This is a genomic window from Amycolatopsis thailandensis, from assembly GCF_042723255.1.
GTDB classification, from domain to species: Bacteria; Actinomycetota; Actinomycetes; order Mycobacteriales; family Pseudonocardiaceae; genus Amycolatopsis; species Amycolatopsis thailandensis.
On the sequence record NZ_JBHXJK010000008.1, the window covers coordinates 74,678 to 96,805 of the forward strand.

General features: G+C 68.0%; 23 protein-coding genes and 1 tRNA gene. 20 read left to right on the forward strand and 4 right to left on the reverse strand.

From position 1 onward, the window contains the following. Positions 1 to 3 precede the first annotated feature (3 nt). Both ACFWMR_RS05290 and ACFWMR_RS05295 read right to left on the reverse strand, forming a co-directional pair. Positions 4 to 1,347 carry a flagellar basal body-associated FliL family protein gene (locus ACFWMR_RS05290; protein WP_378377195.1) on the reverse strand — a complete coding sequence of 448 codons (1,344 nt, stop codon included), beginning with the start codon at positions 1,345 to 1,347 and terminating at the stop codon, positions 4 to 6. A gap of 142 nt (positions 1,348 to 1,489) precedes the next feature. Next, on the reverse strand, positions 1,490 to 2,689 hold the full coding sequence (locus tag ACFWMR_RS05295) for a hypothetical protein (RefSeq protein ID WP_378377196.1): 1,200 nt from the start codon (positions 2,687 to 2,689) through the stop codon (positions 1,490 to 1,492). 267 nt (positions 2,690 to 2,956) lie between these two features. Here ACFWMR_RS05295 and ACFWMR_RS05300 point away from each other — a divergent pair, with 267 nt between their 5' ends. From ACFWMR_RS05300 to ACFWMR_RS05350, 11 genes are all read left to right on the forward strand, one after another. Then, positions 2,957 to 3,463, forward strand: a complete 507-nt coding sequence (locus ACFWMR_RS05300; RefSeq protein ID WP_378377198.1) for a hypothetical protein — start codon at positions 2,957 to 2,959, stop codon at positions 3,461 to 3,463. A gap of 75 nt (positions 3,464 to 3,538) precedes the next feature. After that, positions 3,539 to 4,147: a hypothetical protein gene (locus tag ACFWMR_RS05305; RefSeq protein ID WP_093931964.1), complete on the forward strand. Its 609-nt coding sequence runs from the start codon at positions 3,539 to 3,541 to the stop codon at positions 4,145 to 4,147. Positions 4,148 to 4,334: 187 nt separating this feature from the next. Then, complete coding sequence (locus ACFWMR_RS05310; protein ID WP_093931963.1) at positions 4,335 to 4,874, forward strand: DUF2716 domain-containing protein; 540 nt, start codon at positions 4,335 to 4,337, stop codon at positions 4,872 to 4,874. 38 nt (positions 4,875 to 4,912) lie between these two features. Next, positions 4,913 to 5,314: an immunity 7 family protein gene (locus ACFWMR_RS05315; protein WP_093931962.1), complete on the forward strand. Its 402-nt coding sequence runs from the start codon at positions 4,913 to 4,915 to the stop codon at positions 5,312 to 5,314. Between the two features lie 12 nt (positions 5,315 to 5,326). Further along, positions 5,327 to 5,779, forward strand: coding sequence for a DUF4240 domain-containing protein (locus tag ACFWMR_RS05320; protein ID WP_378377200.1), 453 nt, complete (start codon positions 5,327 to 5,329; stop codon positions 5,777 to 5,779). A 46-nt stretch (positions 5,780 to 5,825) separates the two neighbouring features. After that, on the forward strand, positions 5,826 to 6,674 hold the full coding sequence (locus ACFWMR_RS05325) for a hypothetical protein (protein WP_378377202.1): 849 nt from the start codon (positions 5,826 to 5,828) through the stop codon (positions 6,672 to 6,674). Between the two features lie 92 nt (positions 6,675 to 6,766). Further along, the gene (locus tag ACFWMR_RS05330; RefSeq protein ID WP_378377204.1) at positions 6,767 to 7,288 is read left to right on the forward strand and encodes a hypothetical protein; all 522 of its coding nucleotides are present in this window, start codon (positions 6,767 to 6,769) and stop codon (positions 7,286 to 7,288) included. Between the two features lie 21 nt (positions 7,289 to 7,309). After that, complete coding sequence (locus ACFWMR_RS05335) at positions 7,310 to 7,639, forward strand: hypothetical protein (RefSeq protein WP_378377206.1); 330 nt, start codon at positions 7,310 to 7,312, stop codon at positions 7,637 to 7,639. A gap of 65 nt (positions 7,640 to 7,704) precedes the next feature. Continuing rightward, positions 7,705 to 7,998 carry a YiaA/YiaB family inner membrane protein gene (locus tag ACFWMR_RS05340; protein ID WP_378377208.1) on the forward strand — a complete coding sequence of 98 codons (294 nt, stop codon included), beginning with the start codon at positions 7,705 to 7,707 and terminating at the stop codon, positions 7,996 to 7,998. Between the two features lie 94 nt (positions 7,999 to 8,092). Beyond that, complete coding sequence (locus ACFWMR_RS05345) at positions 8,093 to 8,557, forward strand: hypothetical protein (protein ID WP_378377210.1); 465 nt, start codon at positions 8,093 to 8,095, stop codon at positions 8,555 to 8,557. A gap of 81 nt (positions 8,558 to 8,638) precedes the next feature. Beyond that, positions 8,639 to 10,348, forward strand: coding sequence for an ArnT family glycosyltransferase (locus tag ACFWMR_RS05350; RefSeq protein ID WP_378377212.1), 1,710 nt, complete (start codon positions 8,639 to 8,641; stop codon positions 10,346 to 10,348). A 278-nt stretch (positions 10,349 to 10,626) separates the two neighbouring features. On the opposite strand, the gene ACFWMR_RS05355 is transcribed toward ACFWMR_RS05350, so the two are convergent. Then, a tRNA-Gly gene (locus tag ACFWMR_RS05355) sits at positions 10,627 to 10,699 on the reverse strand. A 197-nt stretch (positions 10,700 to 10,896) separates the two neighbouring features. On the opposite strand from ACFWMR_RS05355, the gene ACFWMR_RS05360 reads away from it, so the two are divergent. The 3 genes from ACFWMR_RS05360 (at position 10,897) to ACFWMR_RS05370 (ending at position 13,898) form a co-directional block, all read left to right on the forward strand. Further along, a complete protein-coding gene (locus tag ACFWMR_RS05360; protein WP_378377214.1) occupies positions 10,897 to 12,456 on the forward strand; it encodes a sigma-70 family RNA polymerase sigma factor in 1,560 nt (519 codons plus the stop codon). A gap of 105 nt (positions 12,457 to 12,561) precedes the next feature. Next, positions 12,562 to 13,002: a DUF983 domain-containing protein gene (locus ACFWMR_RS05365; protein ID WP_093931957.1), complete on the forward strand. Its 441-nt coding sequence runs from the start codon at positions 12,562 to 12,564 to the stop codon at positions 13,000 to 13,002. Positions 13,003 to 13,034: 32 nt separating this feature from the next. After that, complete coding sequence (locus ACFWMR_RS05370; protein WP_378274223.1) at positions 13,035 to 13,898, forward strand: Fpg/Nei family DNA glycosylase; 864 nt, start codon at positions 13,035 to 13,037, stop codon at positions 13,896 to 13,898. Between the two features lie 78 nt (positions 13,899 to 13,976). On the opposite strand, the gene ACFWMR_RS05375 is transcribed toward ACFWMR_RS05370, so the two are convergent. Then, positions 13,977 to 15,101: a serine hydrolase domain-containing protein gene (locus tag ACFWMR_RS05375; RefSeq protein ID WP_378377216.1), complete on the reverse strand. Its 1,125-nt coding sequence runs from the start codon at positions 15,099 to 15,101 to the stop codon at positions 13,977 to 13,979. A gap of 169 nt (positions 15,102 to 15,270) precedes the next feature. On the opposite strand from ACFWMR_RS05375, the gene ACFWMR_RS05380 reads away from it, so the two are divergent. The 6 genes from ACFWMR_RS05380 (at position 15,271) to ACFWMR_RS05405 (ending at position 22,081) form a co-directional block, all read left to right on the forward strand. Beyond that, on the forward strand, positions 15,271 to 16,566 hold the full coding sequence (locus ACFWMR_RS05380) for a histidine kinase (RefSeq protein WP_093931954.1): 1,296 nt from the start codon (positions 15,271 to 15,273) through the stop codon (positions 16,564 to 16,566). Between the two features lie 19 nt (positions 16,567 to 16,585). Continuing rightward, positions 16,586 to 17,431 (forward strand): S49 family peptidase, encoded by an 846-nt coding sequence (locus ACFWMR_RS05385; RefSeq protein ID WP_093931953.1) that lies wholly within the window; start codon positions 16,586 to 16,588, stop codon positions 17,429 to 17,431. Positions 17,432 to 17,617: 186 nt separating this feature from the next. Further along, positions 17,618 to 18,553, forward strand: a complete 936-nt coding sequence (locus ACFWMR_RS05390; protein ID WP_378377218.1) for a glycoside hydrolase family 16 protein — start codon at positions 17,618 to 17,620, stop codon at positions 18,551 to 18,553. Between the two features lie 150 nt (positions 18,554 to 18,703). Further along, positions 18,704 to 19,540, forward strand: a complete 837-nt coding sequence (locus ACFWMR_RS05395; RefSeq protein WP_167405956.1) for a LytR/AlgR family response regulator transcription factor — start codon at positions 18,704 to 18,706, stop codon at positions 19,538 to 19,540. Positions 19,541 to 19,549: 9 nt separating this feature from the next. Continuing rightward, positions 19,550 to 20,074 (forward strand): hypothetical protein, encoded by a 525-nt coding sequence (locus ACFWMR_RS05400; RefSeq protein WP_093931951.1) that lies wholly within the window; start codon positions 19,550 to 19,552, stop codon positions 20,072 to 20,074. Positions 20,075 to 20,290: 216 nt separating this feature from the next. Further along, positions 20,291 to 22,081, forward strand: a complete 1,791-nt coding sequence (locus ACFWMR_RS05405; RefSeq protein WP_378377220.1) for a sodium/solute symporter — start codon at positions 20,291 to 20,293, stop codon at positions 22,079 to 22,081. Positions 22,082 to 22,128: the final 47 nt, after the last annotated feature.

The following is a 22,128-nucleotide window of genomic DNA, read 5'->3' on the forward strand; positions in this document are numbered from 1 at the left end:
TGACTAGCCGGTGACGGCGTAGTTTTCGAGCGTCTTCTTCACCGCACGCTGGTACGTGCCGCTCAACGCCTTCTCGCCCTCTTCCCCGCCGAGCGGGTTCTGCAGGATGTCGACCCGGACGATGTTGTTGCCGCTGATCCAGGTGCCGCGGTAGTTGCCCTTGTCGCCGTCGATCTTCTTCTGGAAGTTCAGCTTCGGCGGCATACCCGGCAGCGGCTCGGTGATCTGCACGAAACCGTTGCTCGTCTGGTACTGGCGCAGCTGCTTGACCAGGTCGCCGGCGGCACCGGGACTGGTCAGCGGGATGACCGTGATCGAGATCTTCGCCGGCTGCGGCCCGGTCTCGTCCGGCTGCTTCTGCGAGCCGCGGTACGCGACCTGCTTCACGCCGGCGGCGATGACCAGGTCGGCCTCGCCCTTCTCCAGGCCCGCGATCTCGGCGAGCTGGGCGGCCGGGATCGCGCCGCTCTTCGAGTCCTCTTCACCGGACTGCTCCGGGATCTTCTCGAACAGCAGCTCTTCGGGCGTCTTCGGCTTGGCCGAGGAGGTCGGGGGAGCCTGCGACTGCGAGGGCTGCGGCGCGGCGGTCGGGTCCGGCGGGGTGTCACCGCCGCCGGAGAAGGCGAAGTAGCCGCCGACGCCCAGACCGGCGAGCACCAGGACGGCCACGATCGCGATGATGGCGATCTTGCCGCCCTTGCCCTTGGGCTTGTCTTCGAACAGCTCGGGGCCCTGCTTGACCCACTCCGTGCTGCCGACCGGCGAGATCGGGGGGAAGTCCGAACCACCCCACGGCGGGCTGGCGTCGGTGTCGGTCCAGCCCTGCTGCTGCGGCTGTTGCTGCTGGTAGCCCTGCTGCTGTTGCTGCGGGAAGCCGCCCGCGGGCGAGGCCTGACCCTGCTGCGGGAAGCCACCCGCCGGGGACGCCTGGCCCTGCTGCGGGAACCCGCCCGGCGGCGACGCCACCGGCGGCACGACCTGGGTGCGGTTCGGGTCGGCCTGCTGTTGCTGCCAGTTCGGGACGACCTGGGTGCGCTCGGCCTCGCCGTTCTGCGGGGGCTGGTTCACCGGCGCGATGATCTGGGTCGAGTCGGCGCTGTTGGGCTGGCCGGTCTGCTGCGGCTGTTGCTGCTGAGCGGGCGGCGGCGGCTGCTGCTGGAAGGGTTGCTGCTGGAAGGGCTGCTGCGGCTGCTGGCCGGGCTGCTGGACCTGCTGCTGGGAGGGGTCGCCGTACGCGACCGCCGATGACAGGACCTGGTCACGGCGAAGCCGGTAATCGTCCGCGGAGAGCCGTCCAGATGCGAGCTCTTCGTCCAGATTGCGCAGCTCTTCCTGCCAGGACACCACCGGCCCCCTTATCCGATTTCCGGCGGGAGAACGCTCCCGGCCGTCGCGATACCACCACTGCGGTGACCTCGCACATTCTGCACTGCCCGGACTCGCCGCGCCCTCGCGGGTCGAATCGTGATCTCCCCGCGACCTGCGCTTCTCAGCCCGCCGGGAGAACGGTGTCCAACGAGGTCAGCGTCCGCGCCAGACGGGTGTCGAGCGCCTGCGGGTCGCCGCCGAGCGGCTGGGAGACCCAAGCGCTGACGGCCATCGTCCCCGAGACGTAACCGATGCCGCTGAGCTGGCCGTTCTTGTTCGCGCCGACGAGGGCGAGCCGATCGCCGACGCGCTGCTCGCGCAGTCCGGCGTTGACCGAGTTCTCCCGGAAGTACTTGACGATCGCGGCCGCGTCCTTCGGATCGTTGGCCGGGATCACCAGGACGAGGTAACTGTTCGTACCTTCGTTCGAACCCTTGTAGGTGACGGACGCGATGTTCTTCGACGCGAGGTAATCGCCCGCGGCCTTCGAGTAGAGGTTGAGCTCGACACCCTTCGCGACCGACATCGTCGAGTTGTCCTTCGACGGCGTCCCCGGCAACGCGGGCAACCGGTCTTCCAACGGCGTCTGGGCACTGTCGGGCCGGCCCGACGGCGTGAGACCGTCCGGCGGCTGGGCCACACTCGGCACCGGAGGCTGGTCGGCGACGTTCGAAGACGGCGACGAGCCCAGCCACAGCGTTCCGCCGATGATCAGCGCCAGCACGACCAGCACGCCGGCGGCGACGAACAGCCAGGTCGGCTTGCGATTGCCGACGACGGCGTAATCAGCGTGATCGTCGGTGGGCGCGTTGTGGCGCGGGCCGGGTTCCGGGGCCAGCGGCGGGAGCGGACGGTTCGGCTGCCGGGCCGACGGCCTGTCCTTGACCGGCGGCGGCTCAGCGCGCAGGTAGACCGTCGGATTGATGTCGGCGGGCGAGGGTGCGGTGGTCTTGTGGTCCTCGATCCGCGGGATCGCGCTCTTCTTCTCTTCGCGCGGTTTGGGCTGCTCGACGGTCACCGGCGGCGGGTACACCGGCTGGGTCTGCTGGTGATACGGCTGCGTTTGCTGGAACGGCTGCGCCGGTGGGAACGGCTGGGGCTGCTGGACCGTGACGGTCGGCTGCTCGACCGGCCGCGCGGCGGGATTGGCGCTGTGCCACTCCCCGCCCGGGCGCCGCAGCGGTGAGGGGACCGGCGACGGCATCGTCCCGCCGGAGGCCTCCGCCAGGAGCTCGTCGCGCTTCCGGCGGTGTTCGGCGTGCCCGATGCGACCCGCGGCCAGCTCGACGTCCAGCGCTCGAAGCTCGTCTTGCCAGCTCATTCAGCCCCCTGCCGCCGGGTGTGGGCAGCCAGTGTTGCATGCACCCTTATGGGTGGTTGATGTGGTCTTTCCACATTCTTGCGTCCACTCACGACCTGGTCCAGCACTGATCTTGCGCCGGGGTGAAGGAACTTTCCCCGCATGTCATGGGGCGAAAGCGCCCTTCGCCGCGTGAGATGAGGGCAAGGTCCCCTTCGGCCCTCTTTCGGCTGGTCAGGCGCGGCAGACCGGTTCCGCCGGTACGGTGGCGGGCGTGGGAAGTGCCGGGTGACGGAAATCGACGCGTGTCGCGGCGCGCTGCGCGAGCTGGCCATCGGCAGGCTCGCCGGACGTGACGTCCGCGCCTCCCATCTGGTCGAGGCCGGGCTGGACGCGATCGTCGCCGGGCTCGACGTCCCTTCCCTCGCCCTGCTCGCCGGGCTCGAGTCCGCCGCGGAAGACGCCGTCGAAAAGGCCTTCGACCAGGTCGTCGACGAACTCGGGCTCGAGCTGCCCGCCGATCCGACGGCCGCCCGCTGGCTGCTGATCCACGGCTGGCTCACCGCGATGGTCGAAGGCCGCCTCTCGCCCGCGGCCGGTGGCGCGCTGGTCAGCGAGGTCGGCGAGCTGCTGGGGTCGCCGCAGGCGTTGCGCGGGATCACACGCTGGTCGGCGATGCTCGACAGCTGGATCCCCACCGACCTCACCCCGAGGGACGTCTGCGAAGTGCCGATCCTCGAAGAGTCGGTAGTGCTGCTCGAAGGACCTTGGCCTCCTTCCCGACGTCACCCGTAAAGCCCCGTTTTCTGTCGTACATGTGTTCTAAAATGATCGTTGTACAGCAGGAACAGCGGCGAAAGGCAGACACGGATGGCCTACATCACCCTGCCCACGTTCGTGGGGTACAGCACGAGCTCGGGTCCCTCGCGTTCCTCGTTCGTCCGGCGTTGGCGACGCCAGTACGAGGACCCGAACCGTGGCGGGTTCAACTTCTACCTCCGCGCCGCGAACGCGATCCGTGCCGGGCGGATCTCCGGGCGGGATCGCGAAGTGCTGCGGGCGCTGGTCGAGAACGCGGACGAGCGCACGCGGCCGCACTACACCGAGATCGCCGACGGCTGGCTGCGCTACGTGGGGCGGCGTGACCTGCGGCTCGCCGAGGTCGGCCGGTCGCGATGGCGGCTCGGCACGCTCGAAGTGGGCATCAATCCGCACCTCGGCCTGCGCAAGGGCGACGGCCCCGTCTACGTGACCTGGCTCTACTTCAAGGAGGAGCCGCTGAGCCGGGACGCGGCGCAGATGGTGCTGTGGCTGCTCGAACAGACCATGGACGACCTGCGGCCGGGCGGGCGCCCGCTGGTGATCGACGTCCGGCGCTCGAAGGAGTTCGCGTTGTCGCCGCGAGACCGCGACAAGGTGAAGCCGTGGGTGCGGAGTGAGGCGTCGGCCTTCATGAGCCTTTGGGAGGCGGCCGCATGATCGAACGACGGCGAGCCCGCGTTCCGTGGGCTCGCCGTTCACGCACCGTCATTCTCACGGTTCCGGCGACGGCGCAAGACACCTGATCAGGTGACAGTTTCACGGAGTGCGCCCACGAGCTGGACAACTCGGGTCCCGAACACGAAGCTTTCCCAGTCTTAATCGGCCGAACCACCGAGGGTCGCTCGTGAACAACGCTTGGGAAGCCATCTCCAGGGTCGCAGATGAGCCCGCTTGGTACTGGGTCTACGACAAGCTCGCGTTCTGGCCGAGTACCTACGCGCACGCGTGGCCCGGTTTCCGTGAACCGGCCCCGTCCGTCGCCTGGGATCTCGCGCCCGGCGGGCTCGACCGCGCGTCCGCCGAGTTCCGGCTCGGCCCGTACGCCGTCGAGCAGAACGACGTCGCCCGTGTCGCGCTCTCGGCGCTGAAGGACTGCGTCGCCGAGGACGAGTGGGTCTGGGTCCTGCACTGGCAGCACCAGTCGTACCGCTTCTACCCGCATCGGCACGCCGCGCTCGACCCGTGGCCGGTGCCGGTGTTCCCGCGCACGGACTATCACATGTTCCTGGCGAACGACTTCCGCTTCGGCACGCTCGGGCACCCCTGGGAGCGGACCTTGTGCGTCTACGGCGAGAAGCTCGTGCCCGCCTTCGAGAAGCACGGTGAGCGGGTCTTCAAGAACGCCTTGCGCCGCGACGGGACGCCGGCCGCGATGGCGGGCTGACCGCCGTCCGGCTGGCGGACCTGCCTAAACTGAGGCTGGTGTTCGAATACCACGGGTGGGTGACCATCCAAGCGAGCCCTTCCGGCGACGACGACGCGGCGCTTCTCGAGCGCATCGTCGAGCGGGTGCACCGTGCCGTCCGCGATTTCGACGACGGCGACCTGGTGGACCTGCGCTGGGCCGCCGGAGTGCCGATGCTGCACCTGGGCGGCATGGACAAGCACGGCACGGCGATCGCGCCCGAGCTGGTGGACCTGTTCACCCGCGTCGGCGATCTCGCGCCCGGCTCCTACGGCCTCCTGCACGTTTGGGACGACCAGGACCCCGAGCACGACAACGAGTTCAAGGTGTACCGGATGGCCCGCGGCCTGGTCACCGAACGCGCCGACGAGCACCTGTCGCCGGTCGCGCCGACCGTGCTGGACGGCTACGAGTTCTGATGACGGCTGCCCGTGGCTGATTTCTGGAGCGTCATCGGAACGAATTCGGTCCGCGACGCCGGTGAGGTCGATTCCGCTTTGGAGCGAATCTCCCTGCGGCTCGATGTGCTGGCGCCCGACGCTCTGGAGCGATTCGCCGAGTCCTTGCACGAAGCTCTGTTTCGGATCGACCGACGAGAGCTCATGGAGATTCCGGTCTATGCTTTCGGTGCGGAATTCGAGCAGACAAGCGATCATTTTCTGTACGCCCGCTGTGCTTGCGTACTGGCGGGCGAGAAGGTTTACGGCGAGGTTCTCGAGTCCGGAGCCGGATTCGAGCTATTCGTCGCCCCGGATGCGCAGGGGGCCGAAAGTTTACTCTATCTCGCATCGGGAATGTATGAGCGAAAGACCGGTGAGCAGCTGAATTATCAGCGTTTTCTTTCCTTTGAGTCGATGTCGAACACTCAGGGATGGAGCGACTGAGCATCGGTCGGACTCGGAGGGGCATGGGGCACGAATGGCCGGCGAGATGAGCAAAGAAGTGATCATCAGCCCTCGCGGTGAGCGTGTGCGAGAGGAGCTGGCGGACGCGGACGCCTGGGGTTCGTATGCGGCTGAACTGCGCCGGCTGCTCGGAGTGGTGATCAAGAAGAGTGGCGCCGACTTCCTGGAGGTCGGCGAGTTATCGGTGTACGAAACCCTTCCAGACAGGCACATCGGCCTCCGCAACGGTTCGAAGGTCGAGTTCCCGCAGGCGATCGACCTTGTCGAGGGAATGGCAGCCGGGAACGGGCCGTATTGCCGGCTCTCGGTCCCGGGGCGGCTTCAGGTCGAGCCTGGCTGGGACGGCGCCATCCACGTCTACACGACGCGATCCGCGGCCGCCGATCTGATGCGGGCCCATGGCGAGAGTGTGCTTCTTCGGTGGCACGACGCGAATCCCGAGCCCATGGCGGTTTCGGAGCCCGTCGGTGCGGTGGCGGACGAGGGTTTTTGGGTGACGGTGGCACAGCTCTCCGAGCGCTTCACCTTGTTGTGCGAGCGCTGGGCGCACGGCGCTCACGGGTGCCGTTGGTTCCACGTGACCCGGGAAAACGTGGCTGACCTGGCCCGGCTCATGCGGCCACGCTCCCTGGTCCACGTGGTCGGCGATCCGGACTTGCGAGCCGGTTCTGAGCTCTTGGAGGACGACTTCACCGCTTTCAAGGCCCCGCTGCTGCCCGGCGAGCTGGTCCACCGGGCCTACCCCGGTGGCGCCGACACGCTCTCCGAGGTCACGGGCGCGGGTTTCTCACTCATGCTGGCGGACAGCGCGATGGGTGATCGGTGCGCCGTGGTGCCCGACTCGGACGAGCCTCGCAGACGGACGAAGTGGTGATATCGACGAAGCCGTTGACAGCGTCAGCCGTGTTGCGCGCGGCCACGGAATTGGGTGCTGTCCCTCCTGAGGCTGATGTGTCGCGAAGAGGTGTGGCGCGCTGGGAGTCTCAAGGGCTGGCGTACCTCGCGTGGATCTCCGAAGACGTCGCGGGGTCGCTGACCTGGAACATGAATGTCGGCGACGCCAAGTTCGGCCCCGCCCTCGAGAAGTACGGGCGTATGTCGGTCCCGATTCGCGGCTCCGGTAGCGAGATGCCATGGCCGCGGGCGGTGGACACCTCGCTGGAGAAATATCTCCTGGAGGGGCTGGGGGGATCGACTCGGTTCGTGGCTGATCGCACCGACTTGTGCGTGCTGCTTTCTTCTCCCGGAGATGTGTGGCGGGGTGAACTCTCTGTCTGGCTTCCCGTGGCCAACTACCCCGCACGCCTGGTGCAGGCTCTGGTGCTGGCGCGTGACCTTGGTTCCGCTGACCTGGAGTCCCGGATTCAGGGGCGGTTGGAACAAGGGCCGATTCGACTTTCAAACGGAAGATCGATGGACGTGCTGGCGTCAGCCAAGGGTTGGGCGAGCCGGTATTCGAGCGCGCTGGGATTCGATATCGCGATTTGATCGAGCGATTGGTGGCTTCATATGTCTGAATGGCGAGAGTCGGCTGTTGCGAATGTTCGGGCAGGGAGGGTTGCCGAAGGTACCAATGCCCTGTTGGCCCTGACTTTCAACGAACCGGATGTGGCCTGGTTGCAAACCTTCCTGCTGGAATGCTTGAACTCAAGCCTCGATATTCAGATCCGCGCCCTCGCGGTCACCTGTGTCGGACATGTCGCACGCCTGCACGGAGAAGTTTCGGACGAACTGGTCGCAAAGCTGCGTGAATTGTTGGAAGACCCCGTTCTTGGCGGGCAAGTCGAAGATGCTTTCGACGACATTTCGGCGTTCGTGCCGGGCGGCCACGAGCTCTGAATCGCAACCTGCCTTGAGTAGCAGTACTCAAGACACCGGGACCGTCTCGCGCGACCTTGGTACACATGACGAAAACCTCCGCAGCGCCTCCCACCACCGTCGCGTTCTTCGTCCAGGCCGCCCTCTCGTTCGGCCTGGCGCTGGTCGCGGTCGTCGTCGGCATCTGGTACCTGCCCGTCGATGGCTGGGTCCGCGGCTTCCTCGCCCTCGGCATGCTCTTCCTGACGACGTCGGCGTTCACGCTCGCCAAGTGCATCCGCGACCGGCAGGACGAGAACTCCGTCGTCAGCAGAGTCGACCAGGCCCGGGTCGACAAGCTCCTCGCCGAGCACGACCCGTACAAAGCGCCCGCGCTCTAGCCTGCCCAAGCGTGCGGCTAACTTCTCGACCATGGTCCTTTGTCGGGCGACTGACATCGCCACCCCTTCTCGATGCCTCGATCGGTGACCTGCGTTGATCCACTTCTCGTTCGAGCTTCCAGCTCCCGGGTCGCCTTGGCGCCGTACCTGGGACAAGGCACACAGGGTCAGCCCGGCGACCATCAGCGAGATGGACCTCTATTACAAGTACTTCGGGGTACGCGCGGAGTTCGTGGTCGACGGGGTCGAGGTGATCTCCGGGCGGGGCCACGTGACCCTCGTGGATCTGGCCTCGTCTCTTCGTCACGCCTTGGATCGCTTTTCTTCGGGAGAGGATGCGGCGATCGACTTCACGGAAAGCGCTGAAGTCATCCAGCTTCGGCACGACGTGAACCGTGTCCTGATCACCTCTTCGCAGCACGAATGGCAAGTTTCCGTCGATCGCGAGGAGCTCGTGAGCGCGTTCGTCGAATTCGTGCGAGAGGCGCACTTCCGCCTGATCGAGCTCCTTCCCGAGCTGGCGGAGAACCCCGTGATCCGGAGACTCTCTCCTGGCTGAGGCGCCCGCGCTCCGGCGGGCCCAAGGGCGGCGGCTACATTCTCGACCATGGTCTTGACCAGGGGGATTCGCCGCGTTCAGGTGAACACATGGGTACTGCTCGGCGTGGCGATCGCGTGGCTCGTCGTCAACCTCCGGTGGATCGTCCTTTACCGCGACGGCCAGGTCTTCGACATCGACGAGGCCGGCTACTTCGGCATGGCCTTGAACAATCACGGCGCCGCGCTCCGTGACGGCGCCCTCGGCTGGTTCGAAGCCGTCGAGGCGCCGGGGATCCAGGCGCCGCTGCTGCCCGCGTTGACGTCGCTCCACTTCTTCGCGACCGGGACGGGCACGGTCGCCGCGTTCGTCGTCCCGCTGCTGGCCGGGGTGGCGTTGATCCTGCTCACGCACGCCGTGGCCAACAGGGTCGCGGGCCGTCCGTTCGCCTGGATCGCCACGGTGCTGGTCGCCACCGCCCCCGGCGTGCTCTACGAGACCCGCGCCTACCACTTCGCACTGCCCGCGGCGGTCATGACGATGGCGGCGATCTACTGCCTCATCCGTTCCGAAGGGCTGTCGAAGCCGAAGTTCGTCGTGCTCTTCGCGCTTTTCGTCGGGCTGATGCCGTTGTCGAGGACGATGGCCATCGCGTTCGTTCCCGGGCTGGTGCTGGCCGCGCTGATCCAGGCCGTGTGCGCGGAGGACCGGCGAAGGGGGCTGAAGTGGTTCGCCGTCGCGGCGGGTGTGGCGATCGGTGTGGCGGCGATCTGGCTGGTGCCCAACGGCGTCGGTGTCTTCAAGTACCTCACCGGCTTCGGCTACGGCAAGCAGTCCGTCGAGTTCGGTTCGAAGGCGGGGGTGTTCAACCCCGCTGCCTGGTACGAGCGGTTCAAGCTCCTGATTTCCGACCACGGCCTCCCGTACGCCCTCCTGTTGTGCGCGGGGCTCGCCGTCGCGATCTTCGTCGCGATCCGGAGCTTCCGGTCCGCCCCGGCGAAGGAGAGTCTCCGGGCGATGGTGGCGTCGCCGTTGTTCCCGCTCGCGTTGCTCGTCGGAGTCGGCGCGTTGGCCGTCCTTTCGTCGAAGAACACGGGAACCGCGTTCTTCCTCCCGCTGATCCCGTCGATGGCGATCCTGGCGATGTGGGGGTTGTACCGCGTGCACCCCGCGCTGCGGAGGGCCTTGCCCTACGCGATGGCGGTGCTCGCCCTGGTCGTCGTGGTGCCGATGGTGGATCTGCGGCTGCCGACCGCCCGGCTCTGGGACGCGGAGCTGCCCCTGCTCGGCGTGACCAAGATCAGTGACGGCCGCGGGGTGCCGCAGATCTACGGTGAAGTCGGTTCGCGCGCCACCGAGCCGCTCAGTCTCGAGACCGTGCTGGACTGGCGTGCCGTGTCCCTGTGGGCCGCCGACCAGGTGGTGGTCAACCACGCCGTCGGCGGGTCGACGGCGTTCGGTTTCCGGGACAGGCTGTTCAACACCAACACCGTGCAGTTGGAGATGCTGCGCAAGTTCGGCTACGGCGTGGCCCTGCCGCAGATCAGCCCTACCGACGACGGGAACACCGGGCCGGACTACCTCAGCTGGCTGACCGTCTACCGCAACAGCAACAACGGTGACGCGAGCAAGACGTGCCTGCTGTTCACCGCGACCGGGACGGTCAACGAGTTCGAGCCGAAGGTGGATCCGCCGGCGATGGCTTCGGCGGCGGAGGCCGCGGGGTTCACGCCGATCGCGACGCATCCCTTACCGAACGGTCGGCTGGTGACCTTGTGGCACCGGCCGCAGCCCACCTGCGTGCCCTCCTGAGCGGGAAGGGCGCACCGGTCCACGCCGGTGCGCCCACCCCACATATGCACAAATTCGAATTACTACGGTCGTGTGACCCCGCTCACCGATCATGTAGCACGTAGTAACCATCAAGATCAGAGACCAAAGGAAACAAAACCCAAAAAACCCCACAAAAAAGCACCCCACCCGCGAAGGTGAGGTGCAGGCACCGTGGGGGTCCGGGGGCTCGGCACCCGGGAATTATGGTGAGCAGGCCATGGTCCAGGCCTTCCCTGGGCACAGTGTGCCCGCATGCGAGCGGATGACGGGATTCGAACCCGCGACCCTCACCTTGGCAAGGTGATGCGCTACCAGCTGCGCTACATCCGCATGTCTTGCTCTGCTCCGGCACTCGTTTGAAGCAGTGGACAAACCATACACCGACCGTCTGTAGCGGTTTTGACCCACCCCTACAGGTGCTCTGGTGTCACACCTGGCGTACAAGGGGTGACGACGGCTGCATACCTCCGTATGGTGTCCCCATTCGACCGAATGGTGAGTCCTTCGGGGAGGAGGTGCCTGGCCGGATGACCGAGCAGGGCACGGTGCCGCTTCAGGCGGCCTCGGAATCCGACGAGCAGGCATTGCTCCAGCGGCTCCGTGATGGGGAGGACGCCGCCTTCGGGGAGCTTTTCGAACTTCACGCCGCGGCGGTGCGGCGGTTGGCGCGCAGTCTGGCCTCCGATCGGTCGGAGGCCGAGGACATCACGGCCGAGACCTTCTTCCGGGTGCTCCAGGCGTTGCGCCGGGGTGCCGGGCCGCGGGACTACGTGCGGGCGTATCTGCTGACGGTGGCTCGCCGGGTCTCGTGGGAGTGGCACGGCGCGCGCCGTGACGTGCCGGTGAGCGACGACGAGCTGACCTTCCGGGCCGGGGCGGGCGCGGACACGCATGCCCGGACGGCCGAGCATTCGCTGATCACGACCGCGTTCACGAGTCTGCCGGAGCGCTGGCGTTCGGTGTTGTGGCAGACCGAGGTCGAGGGCGAGCAGCCGTCGATGGTCGCGCCGCATTTCGGGTTGAGCGCGAACGCGACGGCGGCGTTGGCCCGGCGGGCGCGGCAGGGGCTGCGGGCGGCGTATCTCCAGGCGCATCTGTCGGTGAACCGCGGGCCGGATTCGTGCCGCGCGGTGGTGGAGAAGCTGGGCGGGTTCACCGCGGGCAGCGTCACCGGGGCCGAGGCCCGCCGGATCAAGAGTCACCTGATCGGGTGCCAGTCCTGCCGGGCGACGCACGACGAGCTGCGTGACGTCTGTTCTTCGCTGCGGGCGCACGCCGGTGTGGTGGCGCTGCTGGTGCCGGCGGCCGCCGGTGCCCACGCGAGCGGGGCGCTGTCCGGCCTCGCCGCGTCGGTCAAGGGGCTTCTGCTCGGGTCGAAGGTGAAGGTCGGGTTGGCGGTGGCGTCGACGGCGGCCGCGGGCGCGGTCGGGATCGTCGCCGGTCCGGCCGTGTTCGGTACCGACGTCTCGCACACCGTCGGCCTCTCCGGGGGCGGGCTGCCGGAGCTGGCGTTGCTGCCGGCGCAGGTCGCTCCGCCCGTCGGTGATCAGCCGGTGGAGATCCCGCCGCAGCGGATCGCCGAGGACCAGCTGCACGGCAAGGGGTCGCAGCCGTCCGAGACCGGGCGGGGGCCGAGTGCCGAACTCGGCGCGTCCGACATGCCGAGCCTGCCGGGTGCGGGCACCGCGAGGAGCGAGCAGGGCGGCGGTGACGCCGTCCAGCCTCCAGCCGAGTCCGAGGGCAAGCCGCTGCACGAGGTGACTTCGCCGCGGAACGAGGTGCCGGACACCGGCTCGAACCAGACCACCTCGAAACGGGACGACATCCCGCCGGGTGAGTCGCTCAGTCCCACCGAGGAGTCGCTGAGCCCGACCGCGACGACGACGCCGCGGGACGGGACGGAGCCTTCGGAGTCCGGCAAGCCGGAGTCGACGACTGACCCGGAAGAGTCTTCTTCGCCGGTGACGGGCACTCCCGAAAGCTCTGCCGAGACGCCGTCCGGCGAGCCGTCGGAAGACGAGCCGAGCCCGGTGAAGCCGACTTCCCACTATCCGGAACCGGGTGTCGACTACCCGACGTGCCCATAACGCCCGAGCGGGCATTCCCCCTTCGAACTCTCGCGAATCCGGCCGCCATCACGGTACGGTGGAGCTCGCTCACGACGAGCGAGCGGCCGCGCGGGAGGCGACTGAATGAACCGGCTGGTGCACGGCGAGGACGGCCGTGACTGGGTGGTCCGAGCCCAGATGGAATGGCGTGCTCCCGCGACAGCGGACGATTTCGAGCACGACGTGGCGGGCAGCTATGGCCCGGGTATCGCGATGATCGCCGTGACTTCGCTGCTCGCGATCGTGCTCATCATGTGGACCCCCGCCGACGTGAGAATCCCGTCCTGGGTTCCTCTGGCGTTGCTGCTGATCGCGCTGTTCTTCCCGTTGCGGTGGATTCTGCGCCGCCCGTGGACCGTGGTCGCCGAGACCGAGGGCGATCTGGCGGGCGACAGGCCGTCCGAACGCTGGGTGGGCAGCATCCGCGGCATGTTCACCGTGCGCGGCGAGGTCTCGAAGATCACCAAGACCATCCAGAAGCACTCGCTGCCGGATTTCGACGGCCCGTTGCATCCGGTGGAGTAGTCGCGGCGGCCTGAACGCGCGAGACTGGGGCCATGCCCGAGTTACCCGAGGTCGAAGCGCTCGCTCACCACCTGCGTGAACACGCGGTGGGCAAGACGGTCTTCCGTGTCGACGTGTCGTCCCTGAGTGTGCTGAAGACGGCGACACCGCCGTGGACCGAGCTCCACGGTCGCGAGGTCACCGGTGCCGGCCGGTTCGGCAAGCACCTGGACCTCGTCGCCGGGGATCTCCATCTGGTCGTCCACCTGGCGAGGGCGGGCTGGCTGCGCTGGTCCGACGCGTTGTCGCCGACGCCGCTCAAGCCCGGCAAGGGGCCGATCTCGCTCCGCGTCCACCTCGACGCGGCCGCCGGGCCTGGCTTCGATCTCACCGAGGCGGGCACGAAGAAGGGCCTGGCGGTCTGGATCGTGCGTGACCCGGAGAAAGAGGTCGCCAGTATCGCGCGGCTCGGGCCGGACGCGCTTTCGCTGGATCGCACGGGGCTCGAAAAGCTGTTCACCGGCCGCACCGAACGGTTGAAGACGGCGCTGACCGATCAGTCGCTGATCGCCGGGATCGGCAACGCCTACTCCGACGAGATCATGCACATGGCGAAGCTTTCTCCTTACGCCACGACCGGAAAGCTGTCCGAGGGAGCTCTCGACGGGCTTTCGGAAGCGATCCGCGAGGTGCTGACCAGTGCCGTGACGCGCTCCGTCGGCCAGTCCGCGGCCCGGCTGAAGGGGGAGAAGCGGTCCGGGCTGAGGGTGCACGCGCGCACGGGGCTGCCGTGCCCGGTCTGCGGTGACACGATCCGCGAGATCTCCTTCGCGGACAAGTCCTTCCAGTACTGCCCGACCTGCCAGACCGGCGGGAAGCCCCTGGCCGACCGGCGGATGTCGCGCCTGCTCAAGTGACGCGCTACCCCGCATTTCGTCCTCTGGATGCGGTACTTGCGTGCGCAACTACCGCATCCAGAGGACGAAACGCGGGGGTCAGCAGAGGGCGGCGGCGATCGCGGGAAGCGGGCTGCTCGGCAGCGGAGCCTTGTGCGCCACGTCCTTGGCCAGGTCGTAGACGTTCAGTGCCAGCACGATCTGTTTCGAGCCGTCCTCGGTGCTCATCGAGACGCTGTAGAATCCCGGCCCGGCCCCGGTGTTCCCCCAGACCGTCTTCGGCCCGCCAGGACAAGGCAGGTTGATCGTCTCGACACCGGCGCCATACGCGCCGAGCTCGCCAGACGGCACCAGGCGTTCGAGTTCGGCCTGTTGCGCGGGCTTCAGCAAACGTCCCGCCAGCAGCGCGCGATGGAACGTCGCGAGATCGTCGACGGTCGAGACCATCGCGCCCGCGGTCCAGTCGTAGGACGGGCTGAACACGGTCATGTCCTGCCCGCTCAGGTCGTACCCGTGCAGGTGCGGGCCTCGCAGGAACGGGGACCGGAGCGGGAAGTACGTCCGGCCGAGGCCGAGCGGATCGAGGATCCGGCGCTGGATCTCCTCGCGGACGTCGTTGCGGGTGACCTGCTCGATCACCTTGCCCAGCAACAGATATCCGGTGTTCGAGTACTCCACGTCAGTGCCGGGCGCGAACGAGGGCGGGTCTACGAGCGAACGCCGGATCACCTCGGACGGCGGGTAGACGTACGCCCGGTTCCCCTCGACGAGGTACGGGTCGAAGAAGTGCGGGTCCAGCGGGTCGTGCACGCCGCTCGTGTGGTTCAGCAGCATGCGCAAGGTGATCTTTTCCGGTTCGTAGCCCGGCCCGCGGACGACACCGGGCAGCCGCCGTTCGATCGGATCGTCGAGCGACAGCGCGCCTTCGCCCGCCAGCCGCAGGACGACCGTGGCGACGAACGCCTTGGTGTTGCTGGCTGTCCGGAACCGGTGGTGCGGCCCCGCGGCTTCGCGCGTGACCCGGTTCGCGTACCCGGCGCCGAAGCGCGAGACCGCCTCACCGTTCCGTACCCAGGCGACCGCTCCCGGGAAACCCCCTTCGGCGACCAGGTGCCCGACCGCCGCGCGCACCGGATCCCCGGCCGCCGCGGCCGTCCCCACCGGCGCGCCCGCCAGCAGGACCCCCGCCAGCGCGCCCGCCGCGAGCTTCCCCGATCCGCGCATTGTGTTCCTCCCCCGGAAGCGATTGCCTGCGCACAGTCTTCTCCGTGCCACGGGGAGTGACCATGGGGTGACCACCCCGGTCTTGGGTAGGGTCGGCCCCACCCTCGGTTGTCACAACTCAACGGAAAGTGGGGAGCAAACCTTGCACCCGGTTGGTCGAGCGCAGAGCATGGACGCCGTGTCCGGGCTCGAGATCGCGCAGATCATCCCTTGGGGTGTGGCGCTGCTGCTCGCGATCCTCGTCGTCGTCCTGCTGATCAAGCTGAGGCGACCCGCGAGCATCGTGGAGAACGCGGTACTCCAGGCCGTCCACCGGATGTCGAAGGCGACACCGGACCTCCGGGAGGGGCTGGACGAGCAGGTCGCCGACAAGATCACCAGTCAGCTGCTGGAGATGCTCGACTGCGTCGCCGTCGGCATCACCGACAGCGAAGGCACACTGCTGTCCTGGGACGGCGAGGCCAACGACCACTACGTCGACCTCGTCGACGCCATCGGCAACGCGATCCGCAAGCATCGCCGCGAGGTCGTCGCGCACGACAAGATGCCGTGCAACCACCGCGGCACCTGCCGGATGCGGACCGCGGTGATCGTCCCGCTGATCGTCGAGGGCGAGACCGAGGCGGCGCTGCTGGTCGTCGGGCGCACGCGCGGGCGGCTGGTGCAGATGGCCGACGCGGTCGCGCAGTTCGTCTGCACCCAGTTCGAGCTCGCGCGCCTGGACGAATCGAAGAACCAGCTCCAGCAGGCGGAGATCAAGGCGCTGCGCGCGCAGATCTCGCCGCACTTCGTCTACAACGCGCTGAACACCATCTCGTCGCTGATCCGGACGGACCCGGAGGAAGCGCGAGAACTGCTTCAGGACTTCGCGGACTTCACGCGCTACTCGTTCCGTACGTCGGGCATGTTCACCTCGCTCGCCGAGGAACTGCGCAACATCGACCGGTATCTGACCATCGAGAACGCCCGGTTCGGCGGACGGCTCGAAGTGCGGATGAAGATCGCGCCCGAGGTGCTTTCGGTGGTCGTCCCATTCCTGATCATCCAGCCGCTGGTGGAAAACGCCGTCAAACACGGTCTCGCGTCGAAGCCTTCGGGCGGCTGCGTCACGGTGATCGCCGAGGACTACGGCGCCGAGGCGCTGATCAGCGTCGAGGACGACGGCATCGGCATGGAGCCCGCGAAGCTCGCGGACCTCCGCAGTCAGCACCGCACCGGCGCGCACGTCGGCCTCGGCAACATCAACCAGCGGATGCAGCAGGTGTTCGGCCGCGATTACGCGCTCATGGTCGAGACGGCGCCCGGCGCCGGCATGAAGGTGACCCTGCGGGTGCCGAAGTTCATGCCGGGGGTGCGGCCGAACCTGCCGGACTTCTCCGCCGACAGCGCCGCCGTCCCGCCTCAGGGCGGCCCGAACGAGTCCAGCGGGGTGACCGGTTCGCGCAGCGGCGTGCTGCCCTCCTGAACGTCGGTAACCTGGGGGTATGAGCGTTGCGGACAAGCTGACCTCCCGTCTCCCGATGATCGGCGACCGGGGTGAGCGCAAGGACGTCGTCGCCGTGGTCAAGTTGCACGGGGTGATCACGCCGACCCCCTCACCGCTGGCCAGGGGGTCGATCAACCTCGCCGCCGTCGAGTCGGCGCTGACCCGCGCGTTCGCGCACGAGCGGTTGAAGGCCGTCGCGTTGCAGATCAACTCGCCGGGCGGGGCGCCGACGCAGTCGGGTCTGGTCGCCGAGCGGATCCGCCAGCTCGCCGACGAGAAGAACGTGCCTGTCCTGGCCTTCGCCGAGGACGTCGCCGCGTCCGGCGGCTACTGGCTGGCCTGCGCCGCCGACGAGATCTACGCGCACCGGACGTCGATGGTCGGGTCCATCGGCGTGATCAGCGGCGGCTTCGGGTTCACCGGCCTGCTGGAGCGGTTCGGCATCGAGCGGCGGCTGCACACCGCGGGGACGAACAAGTCCCGGCTCGACCCGTTCAGCCCGGAGAAGCCGGAAGACGTCGAGTGGCTGAAGAAGATGCACGGCCAGCTCCACGAACTGTTCGTCGACTGGGTCACCGAGCGCCGTGGCGACCGGCTTTCCGGCTCCGACGACCTGTTCAACGGAGACGTCTGGCTGGGCGCCCGCGCGGTCGAGCTCGGCCTGATCGACGGCGTCGGCAGCCTGCGCCAGGTGATCACCGAGCGGTACCCGGACGCCGAGATCGCGGTCGCCGAACCGAAGAAGCCGCTGCTGGCGCGGCTCGGCATCGGTGCCCCGGCCGCGGCGAGCGCCCTGCTCGACGCCGTCCAGTCCAAGGCCGCCTGGAGCCGCTTCGGCCTCTGACGCGCGTGCCATGAAAGGTCCTTTCCTTGCAAATTTCGCAAGGAAAGGACCTTTCATAGCGTTCGGGGACGGAGTGGATTCACCCGAACGGTGGTAGGCGCAAGTGGTTCAGACCAGGTCTCATATCGGACATACCGCTTTGTTGTGAACGGCAACAAACCTCGACAACGTTGACGAGGAGGCCTGATGTCCGTTACTTCTCCCCGCTGGGGCCGCTGGAAGGCCGCGCTCGCCGCGGCACTGATCACGATCCCGCTCGCGGGGCCGGCGTCCGCCGCCGTCCCGCCCCCGCCGTCCGGCTGGACCACCGTGTTCACCGACGACTTCACCGGCGCTGCGGGCTCGCTCCCCTCGAACGCGAACTGGATCATCGACACCGGCCACGCGTATCCCGGCGGCCCCGCCAACTGGGGCACCGGCGAGATCCAGAACTACACGGCCGACCCCGCCAACCTCGCCCAGGACGGTTCCGGGAACCTGCGGATCACGCCGCTGCGTGACGGCGCGGGCAACTGGACGTCGGCGCGGATCGAAACGCAGCGCGCGAATTTCAAACCGCCGCAAGGTGGCGCGCTGCGGATCGAAGGCCGCATCCAGATGCCGAACGTCACCGGCGCCGCGGCGCTCGGCTACTGGCCCGCGTTCTGGGCGCTCGGCTCGCCGTATCGCGGCAATTACTGGAACTGGCCCGCCGTCGGCGAATTCGACATCATGGAGAACGTCAACGGGATCGACTCGGTCTGGGGCGTGCTGCACTGCGGCGTCAACCCAGGCGGCCCGTGCAACGAGACCACCGGCCTCGTCGGCAGCCGGACCTGCCCCGGCGCGAGCTGCCAGAGCGCGTTCCACACCTACACCTTCGAATGGGACACGAGCGCCAGTCCCCAGGTGTTCCGCTGGCTGGTCGACGGGCAGCGGTTCCATTCGGTCGCCCAGAACCAGGTCGACGCGACCACCTGGGCGAACATGACCGGCCACGCGGGCTATTTCGTGCTGCTGAACCTCGCGATCGGTGGGGCGTTCCCGAACAACAACTCCGGCACCACCACTCCCGGACCCGGAATCGTTCCGGGACACCCGATGCTCGTCGACTACGTCACGGTCCTGACCCGCGGCGCCTGAGCATCGATCCCCAGATGTGGCACGGCTAGGCGGTTCGTGTCACCGGAAAAGACGACGGCACCGGCAACCCCAGGCGCGGGGGTGCCGGTGCCGTCCTTTTCGTTCGACTTTCGTGAAGCGGGCTGGACAAGGAACCCTGCAATAGGCAGGATGCGTCTCACTGTGAGTGCTCACGATGACACCCGGAAGCTCATTGTCCTGGCGGTGGACGATGAGCCCAAAGGGCTAGACGAACTCGTCCACTGTCTCCGGAACAGCCCGCACGTCGCCCTGGTCTATCCGGCGATAGACGCTTCGGAGGCGCTGCGCCTGCTGTCCGCCGACGACCCGAGGCTGGCCGATCGCAAGGCGCGCGGCCTGCCGATCGTGGACGCGGTGTTCGCCGACATAGACATGCCCGGTCTGTCCGGGATGGAGATGTCGCGGGTGTTCGCCGCGCTGCGCCCGTCGCCGGCGCTGGTTTTCGTGACCGGGCACGCGGAAGAGGCGGTCAACGCCTTCGACCTCGGCGCGCTCGATTACGTGTTGAAGCCGTACCAACAGGATCGGCTCGACCGCGCGATCACCCGCGTGATCGACAAACTCGCCGCCAACGCCGCGCCGCAGTTCGGCCAGGAAGGCGGCCCTGGGCAGGTCAAGAACGACGACGAGGTCATCCCCGTCGAACTCGCGGGCACCACGAAGCTGATCCCGCGCTCTTCGGTCCGCTGGGTCGAGGCGCAGGGCGACTACGCCCGGTTGTTCACCACCGACGGCAGCCACCTGGTCCGCATCCCGCTCGCGCAGCTCGAAGAACGCTGGGAGAAGGCGGGTTTCGTCCGGATCCACCGGTCTTTCCTGGTCTCGCTGCCGCTGATCACCGAGCTGCGCATGGGCCAGGGCGGTTACCAGGTCGTCATCGGCAACGAGGAGAAGGTGCTGCCGGTGAGCCGCCGCCACACGCGCGCGCTCAAGGACCGGCTGGTCGGCGCCAACCGGTCGACGTAGCGGCGGCCCATGACCGACGACTACTACCGGCGGGTCAACGGGGTCCGCGAACCGGACCCGACCCTCGGCAAGGGCAGGACAAAGAAACCGGCGCCGCCCGAGGGGGCCGCCGTCGAGCCCGTGCCCGGCGCGCCGTCCGGCCCGAAGCACGAGCAGGCCAAACCCGAACATCACGCGAAACCCAAGCGGCAGCGGGTGATCCTCGCCGATCCGCGACAGGCCACGAGCACCCTGCGGGCCCGGGTCGAACTCGAAGAACAGACCAGCTGGGGAAAACTCCTGGTCCGGGATCTGGTGAAGATCCAGCTGCGGACGGCCTCCCTGCTGGCGCTGCTGGTGATGGTCACCCTGTGTTCACTGCCGGTGCTCTTCTACCTGATCCCGTCCTTCGGACGAGTGATCGTCGTGGGCATCCCGTTGTCGTGGTTGATCCTCGGCGTGGCACCTTTCCCGTTCCTGTTCGGCATCGGGCTCTGGTACAACCGGCTCGCCGAACGTCATGAACGCGACTTCGTCGACATGATCGAGAACTGATAGCGGAGCTGCACATGCGAGGATCCTTGGTGTGAACAGAGGTGAGGCTGACCCGACCACGCCGTCTCGAAGCGCGCCAGCGCTGAGAGACTTCACGGTCGCGCGTCCTCTTTCGGCCGAAGGCCACGGAATCGTGGCGGCAGGGCGCCTTACCGACTACGCGGCTTTCCAAGATCACTGCGCCCTGGCGACGCGTTTTCGTCAGCGCGTGATCAAATGACGCTGAATCCGTGGGCCATGGCCGGCATAGTGCTGGTCGCGGTCCTGACCTTTTACCTGGGGCATCGCTCCTCGAGGTCGGCGGTCAGCACGCACGACTTCCTCGTCGCGCGGCGCACCGTGCGTTCCCGGCGCAACGCCGCCGCGATCTCCGGTGAGTACCTGTCCGCCGCGTCGTTCATGGGCGTCGCCGGCATCGTGCTCAAGGACGGCGCCGACGCGCTGTGGTTCCCGATCGGTTTCACCGCGGGCTACCTCGCGCTGATGCTGTTCGTCGCCGCGCCGCTGCGGCGGTCGGGCGCGTACACGCTGCCGGACTTCGTCGAGATGCGGCTGGGCTCGACGATGCTGCGCCGGGTCTCGACGGCGTTCGTGGTGTTCATCGGGATCCTCTACATGGTCCCGCAGCTGCAAGGCGCCGGTCTGACGCTGGCGACCATCCTGCCGGTGCCCGCCTGGGCGGGCGCGATCCTGGTGACCTGTGTGGTCGGGTTCAACGTGATCGCGGGCGGCATGCGCGCCATCACCGTCGTCCAGGCTTTCCAGTACTGGCTGAAGCTGTTCGCCATCGCGGTGCCGACGTTCATCCTGTGCATCGTGTTCCTCGGCGCCGGTCCGCCGGGCGGCGCGCGCCCGCTGGGGCAGCCCGCCCCGCCGGCGTTCCCCGAGAACACCACGGTTTCGGTGCAGGCCGACGTCACCCTGAAGGTCACCTCCGTGACCGTGCTCGAGGCCTACGGTCAGGTGGAAGGCGCGCGTGCCAACGGTTTCGCGGTGTGGACGCCGGAAGCCGGGCACAAGGTCGCCAAGGGCACGACGCTGAAGTTCACCGCGGGCACCCCGGTCCCGGTGGTCAGCGACGCGCCGACGTCCAACGGCGACTGGCTGCGGCCGGGCTCGGGCAGTCTCACCGATCTGCTGCAGGTCTATTCGCTGATCCTCGCGACGTTCCTCGGCACCATGGGGTTGCCGCACGTCCTGGTCCGCTTCTACACCAACCCCGACGGGAAGGCCGCGCGCCGCACGACGGTGCACGTCCTCCTACTGCTCGGCCTGTTCTATCTGTTCCCGACACTGCTGGGCGCGCTGTCGCGGATGTACGTCCCCGAGCTTCTGGTGACCGGGAAGACCGACGCCGCCGTCCTGCTGCTGCCGTCGGCGGTCCTCCCCGGGGTCGGGGGGCAGATCCTGGGCGCGGTGACCGCGGCCGGTGCCTTCGCCGCGTTCCTGTCGAGTTCGTCCGGGCTGCTGGTGAGCGTGGCCGGGGTGGTGTCCACCGACGTGCTGCCCGGGCGGGTCCGCGATTTCCGGGTGGCGACGGCGATCGTGGCGCTGATCCCGTTCGGGCTGGCGGTCCTGCTGCCGTCGGAGGATCTCTCGCTTTCGGTCGGGATGTCGTTCGCGCTGGCCGCGTCGACGTTCAGCCCGCTGCTGCTGCTCGGGGTCTGGTGGCGCAAGCTCAGCTGGCCCGGCGCGCTCGCCGGGATGCTCGTCGGCGGCGGCCTGGTGCTGACCGCGCTGGTGGCCAACATCGTCAGCAAGTACACCGGCGGCTGGGCGCCGTGGTTCTCGAACCAGCCCGCGCTGATCACCGTGCCGGCGGCGTTCCTGACCACCTACGTGGTGAGCCGGGCGACCGGTTACGGGCGGCCGGACGACGTCCACGGCGTGATGCTGCGGCTGCACGCGCCCGATCCGCTCGGGTTCATGCGCGATCGCGCGGTCGCCCGGTTCGGGCAGGCCGAGGAGAAGACGCGGACCACCGGCAAGGGTCGCCACCGCAAGTAAAGTCACCCTTTCGGGTCGCGACCCTCTACGCAGAGTCGTCTCGTTCA